The organism is Mesorhizobium sp. L2C084A000 (assembly GCF_000502875.1).
In the GTDB taxonomy this organism is placed as follows: domain Bacteria; phylum Pseudomonadota; class Alphaproteobacteria; order Rhizobiales; family Rhizobiaceae; genus Mesorhizobium.
Genome location: NZ_AYWX01000005.1, coordinates 242,036 through 256,517 on the forward strand (window position 1 = coordinate 242,036; position 14,482 = coordinate 256,517).

The following is a 14,482-nucleotide window of genomic DNA, read 5'->3' on the forward strand; positions in this document are numbered from 1 at the left end:
GATGGCGACCGTCGATCTGAAGGATGTGAAGAAGGTCTACCCCAGCGGTTTCGAGGCCGTGAAGGGCGTTTCAATCGCAGTTCCCGACAAGGAGCTTTGCGTGCTGGTCGGCCCATCGGGCTGCGGCAAGTCCACGCTGCTCAGAATGATCGCCGGGCTCGAAACCATCTCCTCGGGAACAGTTGCGATCGATGGCAAGATCGTAAACTCAGTCGGTCCGACCGAGCGTGACATCGCCATGGTGTTCCAGAACTATGCGCTCTATCCGCATATGAAAGTCTACGACAATATGGCCTATGGGCTGCGCAACCGCGGCACGCCGAAGGACGAGATCGACAGCCGGGTTCGCGCGACGGCGAAAATACTGGAACTTTCGGCGCTGCTCGACCGCCGCCCGCGGGAGCTTTCCGGCGGCCAGCGCCAGCGTGTCGCCATGGGTCGTGCCATTGTGCGCAACCCGAGGGTTTTCCTGTTCGACGAGCCGCTCTCCAATCTCGATGCCAAATTGCGTGGCCAGATGCGGGTCGAGATAAAGAACCTGCAACGCTCGCTTGGCGTCACGTCGGTCTATGTCACGCATGACCAGCTCGAGGCGATGACGTTGGCCGACATTCTCGTCGTCATGAATGCCGGACTGGTCGAGCAAATGGGGGCGCCGCTCGACGTCTACGAAAGACCGGCCTCGACCTTCGTCGCTTCCTTCATCGGCGCGCCGCCGATGAATCTCCTGGCACTGACCGAAGGCGCCTCGGGCGCGGTGCTCGCAGACGGCACGGCGATCGCTTTCGCGCCTCGGGAGGCAAGAGCTGCGACCCTCGGTTTTCGGCCCGAGGATGCCGACGTCACCTTCAATGCGGAGGCGCCGTCCGGCGCGCTCGTCCTGCCGGCGCTGGTCGAGGCAGTCGAACCGGTAGGCGCCGAAAGTTTCCTTCACTGTGCGGCAGGCGGCAACCGCATCGTCGTGCGTGTCGCGGGTCGCGCCACCGCCACGGTTGGCAACCAATTGCGCGTGGTTGCCAAGGCAGAAAAGCTGCACTGGTTCGATCAGGCAGGAAAGCGCGTCGGTTAACCGCATACGGCGTTCAGGCGAAGACATGCGCCTTTCCCGATACGGTCAGTCGGACGATCTCGCCGACCGCCGGCGCGTCCATGCCCGGTTTGCGCAGGACCAGCGGCGTGTTGCCGATCGCTGCCGCATCGGGCGGATCGGCATTGTTCAAGAGCCGCACCGCGACCGTGCACATCGAGCCGGCGAATTCCGATTCCGTCACTTCGCCGAACAGCATGTCCGAGGTGCCGGACATGCCCTCGCGCGACGTTCTCTTCAGCGCGATCTGCTCCGGGCGAAGCATGATGCGGGCGATATCGCGGCTGTCATTGGTGTCCACCGCGATGCGGCCGAGCGGCGAGTTGGCGAAGCCATTCGATATCTTGGCCGGCAGGATGATGGCGTCGCCCAGGAATTCGGCGATCATCCTGTCCTTCGGCTTGAGATAGAGCTCGCGCGGCGTGCCGATTTGCGAGAACTTGCCGTCGCGCATCACCGCGACCTGGCTGGCAAAGGACAGCGCCTCGGCCTGGTCGTGCGTCACCAGGATGGTGGTGATGCCGGCGGCCTCCAGCAGCTCGGCCACCGCCTTGCGCATTGAGGCGCGCAGGCCGGTATCGAGCGCCGAGAACGGCTCGTCGAGCAGCATCAGCCGAGGCTTCATCGCCATGGCGCGGGCCAGTGCCACACGCTGCTGCTGGCCGCCGGAAAGCTCGTGCGGGCGACGTTTGAGGATCGCCTTGTCGAGCCCGACTATATAGGCGAGCTCGACGATGCGCTCAGCGCGCTTGTCCTCGCCGCGGCCCATGCCGAAACCGATATTGTCGCCAATGGTCAGATGCGGAAACAGGGCACCATCCTGCGCCACCACGCCGATGCCTCGCCGATATGCCGGCACCGCAGCGCCGCCATTGGCCAATATCGTACCGTCGAGCGTGATGTGCCCCTGGTCCGGCGCCTCGAAGCCGGCAATCAGCCGCAGCAGGGTCGTCTTGCCGCAGCCGGAAGGACCGACAATCGCCGTGCGGCTGCCGCTGGCGACGTTCATGTCGACGCCGGCAAGGGCCGACACCGGGCCGTACTGCTTGTGCAGGCCGCTGATTTCGAGAAAGCTCATCGTCCGGCCATCCGTTTCGACTGGACATAGAGCAGCCAGGTCAAGGGCAGCGACATCGCCACCATGATGAAGGCGTAAGGTGCCGCGGAGGCATAATCAATCTCACCGCTGTAGGACCAGAACGCCATCGCCAGCGTGCGGGTACCGTTGGGCGCCAGCATTTGGGTGGCGGTCAGTTCGTTCATGATGCCGAGCGCCACCAGCGCCATGCCGGCCGCGGCACCAGGCGCCGACAGGCGGATCGTCGTCGACCACAACGCCTGCAGCGGCGGCCGGCCGAGGCTGGAAGCGGCGCGTTCGAGTTCGACCGGCGCCTGCGCGATCGACGCCCGCAGGCTGACCAGCGCGCGCGGCAGGAACATCAGCGCATAGGCCACCAGGATGGTGAACAGGGTCTGGTAGAGCGGCAGCGCGATGCGCACCGTGATGGTGACCAGCGCCAGTGCAATGACAACCCCCGGCAACGAGCCGACAATGTAGTTGCAGCCCTCCAGCAGGCGCTGCAACGGCCCCGGCGCGCGGATCGAGATCCAGGCCATCGGCATGGCGGCGACCGTGGCCAGCAAGGCGCCGGCGAGCGCCAGGAACAGCGTCTGGCCAAGCGCCAGGCCGATCTCGTTCAGGCGCCAGACAGCGGCGCCGCCGGCGGCAAGCCAGCCACCGATGGTGACGAACGGCACGCCGAGCGCCAAAAGCGTGGTGACGACAAGCAAGAGCAGGCTAGGGATGGTGGCGCGTCCGAGGCTCGTGCGTTGCTGATGGCGCGCCGCACCTGAGCCGACGCGGGCATAGCGCTCCTCACCGCGCACCAGCACTTCGAGGCCGAGCAGCACGAAGCAGCAACTGACCAGCACGCCGGCCAGCATGTTGGCGGCCGGTCCGTTGAAGGTCGACTGGAACTGGTCGACGATCGCCGTGGTGAAGGTGTCGAAGCGGATGAAGACATAGAGGCCGTACTCGGCCAGCAGATGCAGGCCGACCAGCAGCGAGCCGCCGCAGATGGCGAGCCGCAATTGCGGCAGCACGACCCGCCAGAACACGCGCCGGGGTCCAAGGCCGAGTGCGGCGGCAGCGTCCTCGAGGGCGGGATCGAGACGGCGCAATGCCGCCGACACCGGCAGATACAGGAACGGGAAATAGGCGATCACGGAAACCAGCACGCCGGCCCACAGGCCGTGCAGTCCCGGCACCATGGTGACCCAGGCATAGCTGTGCACGAAAGCCGGGATGGCAAGCGGCGCCACGCAGAGCCAGGCCCAGAGCCGGGCGCCCGGCAGGTCGCTGCGCTCGGTCAGCCAGGCCAGCGCAACCGACAGCACGATGGTGATCGGCACGGAGAGCGCGACCAGCAGGACAGTGTTGACCAGAAGCTCGCCGACACGCGGCCGGAAGACCAGCGCCGAGACGGTTTCCCAGCCGGTCTGCACCGCGATCCAGATGATGAAGGCGAGCGGCACCAGCGCCAGCAGCGCAACGAAGATGGCGGCAATGACCAGCCAAAGCGGGGCTCGGCGCCGGGCCCTTCGGCCTGTGCCCGAAGGCAGGCCCGAGCGCGCGAGATCAACCGCGGACTGCATCAGGTCAGACGCCGTGCCGCTGCCGTCCAGCGGCAGCAATTGAAAGACCGCGATCACGGTCGGGAACACAGCGTGTCGTCATCGACGAATGCCATCTCGAAAAACAAAATCACTCCCGCGGAAGGCGAATTCCCGCGGGAGCGTGGTCGGGTGTCCTTTTAGGACGAATGGCAACTAAAGCAAGCCGGCTGCCGTCATCAGGTCGGTGACCTTCTTGGAGTTCAGCGTCGTGGCGTCGACCTTTGGTGCCTGCAGATCGACGAGCGGCACCAGCTTCGGGTTGGACTCCGCACCCTTGCCGACCGCGTATTCGAAGGAATCGCCGGTCTTCAGCACGTCCTGGCCGCCCTTGCCTGTCAGCCATTTCAGGAAGGCCTGGGCTTCCTTCGGATGCTTGCTCGAGGCCAGCACACCGCCGCCGGAGATCGAGACGAACGCGCCCGGATCCTGGTTCTTGAAATAGTGCAGCTCGACATTCTTGCTGTTTTCGCCGGTCTTGGCCTGATCGCCGAAGTAGTAATAGTGATAGATCACGCCGCCTTCGATCTCGCCGGCATTGACCGCCTTCATCACCGTGCTGTTGCCCTTATAGGCGGTGAAGTTGGTTTTCATCGCCTTCAGCCAGTCGGCGGTAGCGGCTTCGCCCTTGAGCTGGAGCAGGGCACTGACGATGGCCTGGAAATCGGCGCCTGACGGGGAGGCGGCCCAACGGCCCTTCCAGCTCGGATCGGCGAGGTCGAGCATCGACTTGGGCAACTGGTCGGCGGTCAGCTTGGTCTTGTTATAGGCAAAGACCGTGCTGCGCGCTGCGACGCCGACCCATTTGCCGCTGGCCGGCTGATAGTCCTGGGGAACCTGTGCCAACGTGTCGGCGTCGACCGGCGCGAACAGGCCGGCCGTCTCGACCAGCACCATGGCCGGCGAGTTTTCCGTCAGGAACACGTCGGCCGGCGAAGCAGTGCCCTCAGCGACGATCTGGTTGGAGAAGTCGCTGTCGCCGCCATTGCGCACGGTGACCTTGATCCCGGTCTCCTTGGTGAAGCCTTCGGCCCACGCCTTGGTCAGGCTTTCGTGCTGGGCGTTGTAGACAATGATGCCATCATCTTCCGCCATCGACGGGCTGGCGATCAGCATGATTGCCAGCGCGGTGGCGCCGGCGAGGGTGGAAAGAGCGTATTTCATGTCATTGTCCTAAAGTTCGGTTGGCACCGGCTCACCTACCGATACCTGACAGCCTTAGTCAACATTGGTGATCTGCTTCAATCGGCCGCTGAAGCACAAACGCTTGATATCGGGCTCACAATTCCAAGTGATGAAGTGACGCGAATGGCGTGCCGAATTCAACCCGATGGTTGATAGGCCGACCGGATGAATGGGGCGGCTTGCAGACCGTGGAAAAGCACCGAATGCCGCCTGACGACCCTGGGAAGATCCAAGCACCAGCCTTTGGCCTGCGTGAACAAGGCCTCCAGCAGTACAGCCATTTCTAACCGGGCGACGTGTTGACCCAGACAGGCATGCAGTCCGGTGCCAAAGGCAAGGGCCGACGAAATGCCGGAACCCAAATCCAACCGGTCGCCCGCCGGAAAAACAGAAATGTCTCGATTGGCGCTCGCCAGCACGGGTACGACGGCCTGCCCGGCTTTTATGGTTGCGCCACCAAACTGCAAATCTTCCGCGGCGATACGCGCTCCGGCATAGTGAACCGGAGCGCAAAAACGGAGCAGCTCTTCGGCTGCTGAAAACCAACTGACTTTCCCATCTGCAAGCAGCGAAAGCTGTTCAGGGAAGCGTGCAAGCGCGACCAGCGCATTGCCGAAGGTATCGACGACTGTCGCCTGCCCGGCAAAGAGCAGGAATACGATGTTTGCAATGGCATCGTCTTTCAGCCAGCGGCCAGCCTCGACTTCGGCAAGCATCTGAGCTGAAATACCGTTTGGGCGCACAGCACCGTGTTCTATCACGCTGGATACCCATGCCTCCAACCGGCGGCAGGCATCGTTTGCGTCTTCGTCTACGCCTCCGGCCCTTATTTCCAGGGCGTTGGCCATAAGCTGTGCGTCGGCGCCAATCCGCCAGGGATCGTCCATGTCGATACCAAGGATCTGTTCCAGGCCTGAAAACGATAGCGGCAGGCCTATATCACGAACCGCGTCGAACTCCGGTTTTTGTACAGCTGCCTGCGTAAGTTCCGACGCTTTGGCCGCAAGCCGGTCGAACAGCCCATTGCTGGAGGAAAAGCTTAGCGAACCAGCCAATGGGCGGCGCAGGCGCATGTGCCGCGGCGGGTCGGACAGCAGCATGGAACGGGTCAACAGGTCCAGGGCCGGATTGGCGCTGATCTTTTGCCTGACCTCCTGATAGGCGCCCGGCGGTGCCTGCAGCAACAGCGGGTGTTTCAAGGCCTGGGAAACAAGCGCATGGCTGAACACGTAGAAGGCTTCACCGACCTCGGGATAAGGAGGTTTGCCCCAACTGGCGCCTCCTGAACTCCGACGACGGGCGAATTCGGGAAACGCATCGCTGCCATGGGCAATGGGGTCAAATAGATCAGCTTGATCTGTCATCGGGCAAGATCGACAGCAAAGATAACGCGAAATCCGCCGGAACTCATGTCTTCAGGTAGAAAATCGGACGCGAGATGTAGAAATTCGCACCGGAGAACACGGTTATAGAACCGCAGTAGCGGATCCCTCGTTATTGATTCCACCGAAGGCATGACACCGGTCCGGTGCCAATCGTCGATGGTCCGACGAAATTCCGGATCCGGCCGAACCTTGTCGGGCAACTCGTCCTGTGCTCCCGCGTAGGACGGGCAACGTCCGTCGCCGACCAACCAACGCGCACCGACCTGCCGGCCATAGTCAGACATTTGCGACAACAGGCGGCGTGCCATGTCGGTGCCGCGGAATTCGGGTCGCACACCAAGATTGTAAACGTAGAGTGACCGTGCAGGTTGGCTCCTGACAAGCGAAGAGTAGGCGGAGAAGGTCTTGGGGAACCTTCCCGTATCGTGCGGATCTTGGCTGGTTTCCACGAAGCAGATCGCGCCTGCAACAAGGTTCTCAACCATGGCCAGGATCATTGTATGCCCGAGCGAAAGCCGGTGGTGAATTGTTTTTTCGCTGGCACCGAGTCGTCCCCAGGCTGCGGCCTCCATCGCGGCCATGCCCGGAACGTCGTCTGCCACAAGTTGTTGAAATACGATCATCTTCATCGTCGAAAGGCCGCTCGTAATTGCGATATCGAATCGATAATTTTCTGATACCAGCTGTTGATGGGTGCATGAGTAGGGGCGGGTTGTCTCATGATCTTCTATGTTTGCCATCGCTTGCATGCCTATACCCTGGCAAGCCTGCTACTCTATTTTCGAACTGATTTGCAGGATTCTGTGCGCTTTGTCCCCTATGACGAACGGGCGCATCTGCTTGAGATTTCCAGAGGCACCGTTCTTTGGACGGATTTGGACCGACTGAGCGAAGCAGAGATTGAAGCATGCTCCAATCTCAGCCAGCGAATGAAGTCGCAGCAGCCTGATCTGTTTCAACTCAACCATCCGCGAAAAAGCCTTCAGCGTTTCGATCTATTGCGTATGCTGTTCGCGGACGGCATCAATGATTTCAATGTATACAGACCCGAAATTCTGCCGGCGGGAATGCGTTTTCCTGTCTTTCTGCGTGACGAGACGGGCGCCGCTTATAAAGTGCCGCCGCTGTTGCAATCGCCGGCGGAACTCGGCGAGGCGCTCTCGAACCTGGGTACGATGAATTTTGTTCGCCCCATGGTGGTGGAGTTTGGAGCAAAGGCTGGTGCCGATGGCAGCTACCGAAAATACTCGGCATATCGGATCGGCGAGCGCAGTTATGCGCAACACTGCTTCGCCAGCAAGGAGTGGTTCATAAAGGTACAGGGAGGCGGTATGTCGGGGCAACATCGGGTCGAGCATACCGCCTTTGTGCGCGACAATCCGCATGCGGTAGAGCTGATGCCGATTTTCGAGAAGGCGGGGATCTCATATGGCAGGATCGACTACACCATTGTCGATGGTCGCATCCAGGTTTTCGAGATCAACACCAATCCCACTGTATTGAACGACCCTCCCACACCCTTCGACAGATATGATTCGTTGCCTTACGCCAACATGCATGCAGATGCCTTGGCACAGCTGCCATATGCTAACGATCCCCTATCCACTCCGGATATCGATGAGACACATCTCCAGATCTTGGGCCGCCTGAGAAACAAGTACCGTCGCAGACGAATGAAGCTGACCGTTCGAAAGGGCTTCAGGTCTTTCCGGGATGCCATGTTCGGCGCCAAGCCTTGAGTTCAAGAACAAGAGCGCGGGGCAATATCGCACTGGCGATCGGCGCGCAGTGTGCAGCAAACTTTCGTGATTTGCCGGCAGTTTGGCTTGGACATTATTTCGCCGGCCACGTAACAAATCAGCGCCGAGACGCGAAATTCGGGGGAGTGAACTCTTGTGAGCGGCAAGGACGAGGCCGAACTTTCCCGGCTGATGCGGGCCGCCATCGCGGGAGATGAAAGGGCTTACGCCGACTTTCTGCACCGGATTGCCGCGCTGGTTCGCGGTTTTGCCAGGCGCAAGATCGTGCTGGGCGGAGTCGATCCCGAGGATGTCGTGCAGGAAACCTTGCTGGCCATTCATGTGAAACGGCATACCTGGCGCCAGGACGCGCCGGTGTTGCCATGGATCTATGCGATAAGATCGGAAGAGCGTCGTGTAGGGAAAGANATCGACGATATCGCCGAGACGTTCGCCGAGCCGGAAACCGAGACCGTCAGCGAGCGAGACATCAACCGGGCATTGCACAGCCTGTCGCCGGCACAGCGCGCCGTGGTCTCGGCCGTGTCGGTGGAAGGGCGGTCCATCGGTGAGACGGCGGCGAAGTTCGGCATCAGCGAGACGGCGGTGCGTGTGTCGCTGCATCGCGGACTTGCCGCGATAGCCAAGCGATTCGGGTAGGGGCGGTTCGGGCGGGAATGACATGAGGACGGACGATCTCATCAAGGCGCTGGACGCCGATGCAAGCAGCAAGGCGATGCCGCTGCAATCGGCCTGGTGGCTGGCCGCCGGTGCGGGGGCGGTGATCGCGGCCATCGTTTTCCTGCTGACCATTGGCCCGCGCCCAGACTTCATGGCGGCCGCGCACACGATGCGCTTCCTCTCCAAATTCGTCTTCACCATCGTGCTGGCCGTCAGCGCCTTCGCCCTGATCCGTGCCTTGTCGACGCCGGGCGCCTCGACGGGCCGGGCAATGGCCTGGATGGCCGCGGCGCCAGTGCTGGTAGCCGTGGCGGTGCTTCTGGAGCTTTTTATGGTGCCGGAGGCGCTGTGGGGTACACGGATGGTCGGCAACAACATGATGCTCTGCATGGGCTTCATCCCGCTGATCGGTATTGGCCCGCTTGCCGTCTTCCTGTGGATGCTGCGCTATGGCGCGCCGACACGGCCGGTGCTTGCCGGTGCGGTGGCGGGCCTGCTCGCCGGCGGGCTGGCGGCAACCTTCTATGCCGCGCACTGCTTCGACGACTCGCCGCTTTTCGTCGCCCCCTGGTACACGATAGCGATCGCAGCGCTCGCATTGCTCGGTGCGCTCGGCGGACGGTTTTTCATACGCTGGTAGCGTTTCGTAACGATCGCGGACCCGTGCACCGATCCTTAATCATGCCGGCAATTGTTTGCCGGTTGGCGACCACGCCGGCATGCCGGACGCAACCTTTCCTTAAAAACGATCCGCCAAGGTTGATGCGAGAACATGCGTTTGCGCACGGGGGTGGCACGTATCGTGATGTGGCGAGGATTGACCAGCCGAGAATCTCTTGGGCATGCAGGGTTGGCGTTGCTCGTCGCCGGCCTGGGCGTGCTGGCGACCTCGATCCTGCTTTCGCGCCTGGACCTCGGCACCGAAGCGTTGAAGCTCTGCCTGCAGATCGCGGTGGCGATGGCGGTGGGCGCGCTGTTCCTCGCTGCCCTGTCCGTCCGCAGGATCAGCAGGGATCGCCAACAGATTGCCGAGAGCGAACTGCGCTTCCGCCGCGTCATGGAGGATTCGGCGATCGGCATCGTGGTTGTCGGTCTCGACGGTCGCATCCGCCAGACCAATCCGGCCTTCGCCGCCATGCTTGGCTACACAAGCGAAGAGATCGAGGCGCTGACTTTCTTCCAGATCACGCATCCCGACGATCTGCAGATCGGGCGGGAGACGATGGACGATCTGAAGGCGGGCACGGTCAATTCCTTCCACTTCGAGAAGCGCTATCTCAGGAAGGACGGAACGCCCGTCTGGGCCCATCTTGCCGGCTCGGTCATTCGCGATGAGACCAGCGGCCGTCCGCTCTATCTCGTCTCCCAAATCGAGAACATCGACGCGCGCAAGCAGGCCGAGGCGCGCATTGCCGAAGCGGAAACGCGTTGGAATTTTGCTCTGGCTGGTGCCGGCCAAGGCGTCTGGGACCTCGACATGCGCAAGGGCGGCACGACCTATTCCTCGACCTGGGTCAAGATGCTGGGCTATGCGGATGGCGAGCTCGATGGCGACACCGACAGCTGGCTGACGATGATTCATCCCGACGATCGCGAGACTGTCGCCGAAGCGGATCGCGCTCATCTCGAGGGCAAGACACCGTTCTTTGAGGCCGAATTCAGGATGCGCCACAAGGATGGCCACTGGATGTGGATACTCGACCGCGGCAAGGCTATCGAACGCGACGAGGATGGACGGCTGATCAGGGCCATTGGCAGCCTGACCGACATCACCCGTCGCAAGGAGGCCGAAGAGCGCCTCACTGTGTCGGCGGCAATGCTTGCCGATGAAAAGGAGCGGCTGAGGGTGACGCTGCAATCGATCGGCGATGCCGTCATCTGCACCGATGCCGCAAACCGCGTCACCTTCATGAACCCGGTCGCCGAAAAGCTGACCGGGATTGCCGGCGGCGAGGCTCTCGGCAAGATGCTTGGCCATGTCTACTGGGCGGTCGACGAGGAGACGGGGCACAGGATCGGCGTCACCCGGCCCGCGATTGGCGTTCATGCGCCCGCCGACCAGAACAGCCGCGCCGTCCTGATCCGGCGCGACGACACGCGCTGCAGCATCCGCCAGGTCGTGTCGCCGATCATCAACGAACGGAACGAATTCTGCGGGCTGGTCATCGTCTTCCAGGACTTTACCGATGCGCGCGCGCTGCAGCGCCAACTGGCGCACGCCGCGGCACACGACGCGCTGACCGGCCTTGCCAATCGCTCGAGCTTCATCCGCGCCATGGAGGGCCTGGTCGGTCAGGCCCGCAAGGACGGCACCGCCGACACGAGGAAGTCGACCGGCGACACGACAGAGTCGGTCGGAGCCAGCGGACATCAGTTCATGTTCATCGATCTCGACCACTTCAAACTGGTCAACGACACGGGCGGCCACGCGGCGGGAGACGCGCTGCTGAAGCGGGTTGCCGTGGCGATTCGTGGCGTGCTTGGTCCAGACGATATCGTCGCTCGCCTCGGCGGCGACGAATTCGCGGTCATTCTGAAATCGGGTTCAGCAGCCGGTGCCAAGATCGCGGCGCGCTCCATCATCGATGCGATCGGCGGCCTGGACTTCACCTGGGACGGCCGTCCTCACGTGATCGGCGCCAGCATCGGACTGGCTGCGATCAATGCCAATTGCGGCGAGGTCGACGAGATCATCGCGAGAGCCGATGCGGCCTGCTATGCGGCCAAGGCGGCCGGCCGTGGCTGTGTCTCCGTGGCGCCCGACGCACGGATCGTGGATGGCCGGACAGAGCCGCTGGCCGCGGCCTCCTGATCGAGCCTGTCACCGCCGGAAGGCTTGTCCCTGATTTGCGTCGACGATGCGCTCAGCGCGTCGGAACGGGATGCTCGCCGCGATAATCGTAAAAACCGCGCCCGGTTTTGCGGCCGAGCCAGCCGGCCTCGACATATTTCACCAGCAGCGGGCAAGGACGGTACTTCGAGTCCGACAGGCCGTCATGCAGCACCTGCATGATCGACAAGCAGGTATCGAGCCCGATGAAATCGGCCAACTGCAGCGGCCCCATCGGATGGTTGGCGCCGAGCCGCATGGCGGTGTCGATGGCGTCGACCGAGCCGACACCCTCATAGAGGGTGTAGATCGCCTCGTTGATCATCGGCAGCAGAATGCGGTTGACGATGAAGGCCGGAAAATCCTCCGAGACCGTAATCGTCTTGTCGAGCTGCTTCACGTAGGTCTTGGCCGCCTCGAAGGTCTGGTCCTCGGTGGCGATGCCGCGCACCAGTTCGACCAGCTTCATCAGCGGCACCGGGTTCATGAAATGTATGCCGATGAACCGCTCCGGCCGGTCGGTCTGCGCGGCAAGCCGCGTGATCGAGATCGACGAGGTGTTGGTCGCCAGGATGGCTTCGGGATTGAGCTGCGGACAGAGCTGGGCGTAGATCTTGCGCTTGACCGTCTCGTCCTCGGTCGCCGCTTCGATCACCAGATCCGCGCCGGCAAGATCGGCCATCGCGGGCGCGGCCGAAATGCGGCCCATCGCGTCGTTGCGCACCTTCTCGTCGAGCTTGCCGGACCCCACCTGGCGGGCCATGTTGCCGCTGATTGTGGCGATGCCTTTCTCGATGCGGTCGGGCGAAATATCATAGATCAGCACCTTGTAGCCCGAAAGCGCGGAGACATGGGCGATGCCGCCGCCCATCTGGCCCGCGCCGATGATGCCGATCGTCTCGATCTTGCTCATTACACCGATCCCGTCCTGAGCCCTTCCGCTTGAACTGCGAAAGCGCTCCACCTTTTTATTTTACCGCAATTCCCTAGGGAAAGCGCTACGCGCTTTTCCCGGGAAAACCGCTGCGCACTTTTGCTGGATTGCTTTTCGCCTTTGCGGCCTGCTTTTTGTGCGGTGCAAACTAAAAGGGCGGGGCGACTTCGTCTACCCCACCCTCACCATTTAATACCTTTGGCAGAAAGCGTCAAAGCGCCTTTTGCAGCTCCGGCAGAATGACGAAGAGATCGCCGACGAGGCCGTAGTCGGCAACCTGGAAAATCGGCGCCTCCTCGTCCTTGTTGATGGCGACGATGACCTTCGAATCCTTCATGCCGGCGAGATGCTGGATGGCGCCGGAGATGCCGACCGCGATGTAAAGATCGGGGGCAACCACCTTGCCGGTCTGGCCGACCTGCCAGTCGTTCGGCGCATAGCCGGCATCGACCGCGGCGCGGGAGGCGCCGACGGCTGCACCGAGCTTGTCGGCGACCGGCAGGATGACCTCCTGGAACTTCTCCGCCGAACCCAGCGCACGACCACCCGAGATGATGATCTTGGCCGAGGTCAGCTCCGGACGGTCGGTCTCGGAAAGCTTGTTCTCGACGAAGGTGGACAGGCCGGGATTGGCCGCGGCCTTGACAGCCTCGACCGCCGCCGAGCCGCCCTCGGGGGCTGCCTGGAACGAGGCCGTGCGAACCGTGATCACCTTCTTGGCGTCGCTCGACTGCACCGTCTGGATGGCGTTGCCGGCATAGATCGGCCGCTTGAAGGTGTCGGGAGATACGACTTCGATGATCTCGGACACCTGCGCGACATCGAGGAGCGCAGCCACGCGCGGCGCGATATTCTTGCCCGACGATGTCGCCGGCGCGATGATGGTGTCGTAGGCGCCCGCCAGCGACACAATGAGCGCTGCCGTCGGTTCGGCCAAGCGCTCGGCAAGCTCGTCGGCTTCGGCCAGCAGCACCTTGCTCACGCCCTTCAGCTTGGCGGCAGCGTCGGCTGCCGGCTTGGCGCCCTTGCCGGCAACCAGCACATGCACGTCCGAGCCGATCTGCAGGGCGGCCGACAGCGCCTTGGCGGTCTGGTCGGAAAGCGTTGCGTTGTCGTGTTCTGCGATGAGGAGAATAGCCATTTTTCTTGTTCCTTTCCCGATCGCTTACAGCACGCCGGCTTCGTTCTTGAGCTTGTCGATCAGTTCGGCGACGCTCTTGACCTTGACGCCTGCCTTGCGGCCACTCGGCTCCTCGGTCTTGATGACCTTCAGCCGCGGCTTGACGTCGGCGCCGTAGTCGGCCGGGGTCTTCTCGTCGAGCTGCTTCTTCTTGGCCTTCATGATGTTGGGCAACGAGGCATAGCGCGGCTGGTTGAGGCGAAGGTCGGCGGTGACGATCACCGGCATCTTCAGTTCCACGGTCTGCAGGCCGCCGTCGACCTCGCGCGTCACCTTGGCGTTGTCGCCGTCGAGCACGATCTTGGAGGCGAAGGTGCCCTGCGCCCAGCCCAGCAGTGCCGCCAGCATCTGGCCGGTCTGGTTGGAATCGTCGTCGATAGCCTGCTTGCCGAGGATGACGAGGCCGGGCTGCTCGGCGTCGACGACGCCTTTAAGCACCTTGGCGACGCCGAGCGGCTCGGTCTGTTCGTCGGTCTTGACCAGGATGGCGCGGTCGGCGCCCATGGCGAGCGCGGTGCGCAGTGTTTCCTGCGCCTGCTGCGGGCCGATCGAGACGACGATGATTTCTTCGGCCTTGCCGGCTTCCTTCAGCCGGATTGCTTCTTCCACCGCGATTTCGTCAAACGGGTTCATCGCCATCTTGACGTTGGCGAGCTCCACCGCCGAACCATCAGCCTTCACGCGAACCTTGACGTTCGCATCCACAACCCGCTTCACGGGTACAAGGATCTTCATTTGCCTGTCACCTCTTCACGCTAGTTGGGCGCGCTATAACAGCCTGCGCCCTT

At 62.5% G+C, this 14,482-nt stretch carries 12 protein-coding genes; 4 read left to right on the forward strand and 8 right to left on the reverse strand.

Annotated features, from left to right (window positions below):
* Position 1 precedes the first annotated feature (1 nt).
* The gene (locus tag X735_RS152110; RefSeq protein WP_023811120.1) at positions 2-1,069 is read left to right on the forward strand and encodes a sn-glycerol-3-phosphate import ATP-binding protein UgpC; all 1,068 of its coding nucleotides are present in this window, start codon (positions 2-4) and stop codon (positions 1,067-1,069) included.
* A 13-nt stretch (positions 1,070-1,082) separates the two neighbouring features.
* Here X735_RS152110 and X735_RS152105 read toward each other — a convergent pair whose 3' ends face one another.
* From X735_RS152105 to X735_RS152085, 5 genes are all read right to left on the reverse strand, one after another.
* Entirely contained in the window at positions 1,083-2,165 is a 1,083-nt protein-coding gene (locus tag X735_RS152105) for an ABC transporter ATP-binding protein (protein ID WP_023811121.1), read from the reverse strand.
* Positions 2,162-3,742, reverse strand: a complete 1,581-nt coding sequence (locus X735_RS152100) for an iron ABC transporter permease (RefSeq protein ID WP_023811122.1) — start codon at positions 3,740-3,742, stop codon at positions 2,162-2,164. Before X735_RS152100 ends, X735_RS152105 begins: the two co-directional genes overlap by 4 nt.
* A gap of 174 nt (positions 3,743-3,916) precedes the next feature.
* The gene (locus X735_RS152095) at positions 3,917-4,924 is read right to left on the reverse strand and encodes an iron ABC transporter substrate-binding protein (protein WP_023811123.1); all 1,008 of its coding nucleotides are present in this window, start codon (positions 4,922-4,924) and stop codon (positions 3,917-3,919) included.
* 158 nt (positions 4,925-5,082) lie between these two features.
* Entirely contained in the window at positions 5,083-6,309 is a 1,227-nt protein-coding gene (locus X735_RS152090) for a cytochrome P450 (protein ID WP_081734840.1), read from the reverse strand.
* Entirely contained in the window at positions 6,306-7,070 is a 765-nt protein-coding gene (locus X735_RS152085; RefSeq protein WP_210164044.1) for a GNAT family N-acetyltransferase, read from the reverse strand. Before X735_RS152085 ends, X735_RS152090 begins: the two co-directional genes overlap by 4 nt.
* On the opposite strand from X735_RS152085, the gene X735_RS01000000165830 reads away from it, so the two are divergent.
* The 3 genes from X735_RS01000000165830 (at position 7,050) to X735_RS152075 (ending at position 11,562) form a co-directional block, all read left to right on the forward strand.
* Positions 7,050-8,069, forward strand: a complete 1,020-nt coding sequence (locus X735_RS01000000165830; protein WP_023811126.1) for a hypothetical protein — start codon at positions 7,050-7,052, stop codon at positions 8,067-8,069. The genes X735_RS152085 and X735_RS01000000165830 overlap by 21 nt on opposite strands.
* A gap of 682 nt (positions 8,070-8,751) precedes the next feature.
* Positions 8,752-9,390: an NrsF family protein gene (locus tag X735_RS152080; RefSeq protein WP_023811127.1), complete on the forward strand. Its 639-nt coding sequence runs from the start codon at positions 8,752-8,754 to the stop codon at positions 9,388-9,390.
* Between the two features lie 210 nt (positions 9,391-9,600).
* Positions 9,601-11,562, forward strand: coding sequence for a PAS domain S-box protein (locus X735_RS152075; protein WP_023811128.1), 1,962 nt, complete (start codon positions 9,601-9,603; stop codon positions 11,560-11,562).
* Positions 11,563-11,614: 52 nt separating this feature from the next.
* Here X735_RS152075 and X735_RS152070 read toward each other — a convergent pair whose 3' ends face one another.
* From X735_RS152070 to X735_RS152060, 3 genes are all read right to left on the reverse strand, one after another.
* On the reverse strand, positions 11,615-12,493 hold the full coding sequence (locus X735_RS152070; protein ID WP_013529423.1) for a 3-hydroxybutyryl-CoA dehydrogenase: 879 nt from the start codon (positions 12,491-12,493) through the stop codon (positions 11,615-11,617).
* A 232-nt stretch (positions 12,494-12,725) separates the two neighbouring features.
* A complete protein-coding gene (locus tag X735_RS152065; RefSeq protein ID WP_023811129.1) occupies positions 12,726-13,655 on the reverse strand; it encodes an electron transfer flavoprotein subunit alpha/FixB family protein in 930 nt (309 codons plus the stop codon).
* Between the two features lie 24 nt (positions 13,656-13,679).
* Positions 13,680-14,429, reverse strand: coding sequence for an electron transfer flavoprotein subunit beta/FixA family protein (locus X735_RS152060; protein ID WP_023811130.1), 750 nt, complete (start codon positions 14,427-14,429; stop codon positions 13,680-13,682).
* Positions 14,430-14,482: the final 53 nt, after the last annotated feature.

Bases quoted from the DNA above. Each gene is read 5' to 3' on its own strand.
- X735_RS152110 (WP_023811120.1), top strand. From the start codon at position 2: ATGGCGACCGTCGATCTGAAGGATGTGAAGAAGGTCTACCCCAGCGGT.
- X735_RS152105 (WP_023811121.1), bottom strand. From the start codon at position 2,165: ATGAGCTTTCTCGAAATCAGCGGCCTGCACAAGCAGTACGGCCCGGTG.
- X735_RS152100 (WP_023811122.1), bottom strand. From the start codon at position 3,742: ATGCAGTCCGCGGTTGATCTCGCGCGCTCGGGCCTGCCTTCGGGCACA.
- X735_RS152095 (WP_023811123.1), bottom strand. From the start codon at position 4,924: ATGAAATACGCTCTTTCCACCCTCGCCGGCGCCACCGCGCTGGCAATC.
- X735_RS152090 (WP_081734840.1), bottom strand. From the start codon at position 6,309: ATGACAGATCAAGCTGATCTATTTGACCCCATTGCCCATGGCAGCGAT.
- X735_RS01000000165830 (WP_023811126.1), top strand. From the start codon at position 7,050: ATGATCTTCTATGTTTGCCATCGCTTGCATGCCTATACCCTGGCAAGC.
- X735_RS152085 (WP_210164044.1), bottom strand. From the start codon at position 7,070: ATGGCAAACATAGAAGATCATGAGACAACCCGCCCCTACTCATGCACC.
- X735_RS152080 (WP_023811127.1), top strand. From the start codon at position 8,752: ATGAGGACGGACGATCTCATCAAGGCGCTGGACGCCGATGCAAGCAGC.
- X735_RS152070 (WP_013529423.1), bottom strand. From the start codon at position 12,493: ATGAGCAAGATCGAGACGATCGGCATCATCGGCGCGGGCCAGATGGGC.
- X735_RS152065 (WP_023811129.1), bottom strand. From the start codon at position 13,655: ATGGCTATTCTCCTCATCGCAGAACACGACAACGCAACGCTTTCCGAC.
- X735_RS152060 (WP_023811130.1), bottom strand. From the start codon at position 14,429: ATGAAGATCCTTGTACCCGTGAAGCGGGTTGTGGATGCGAACGTCAAG.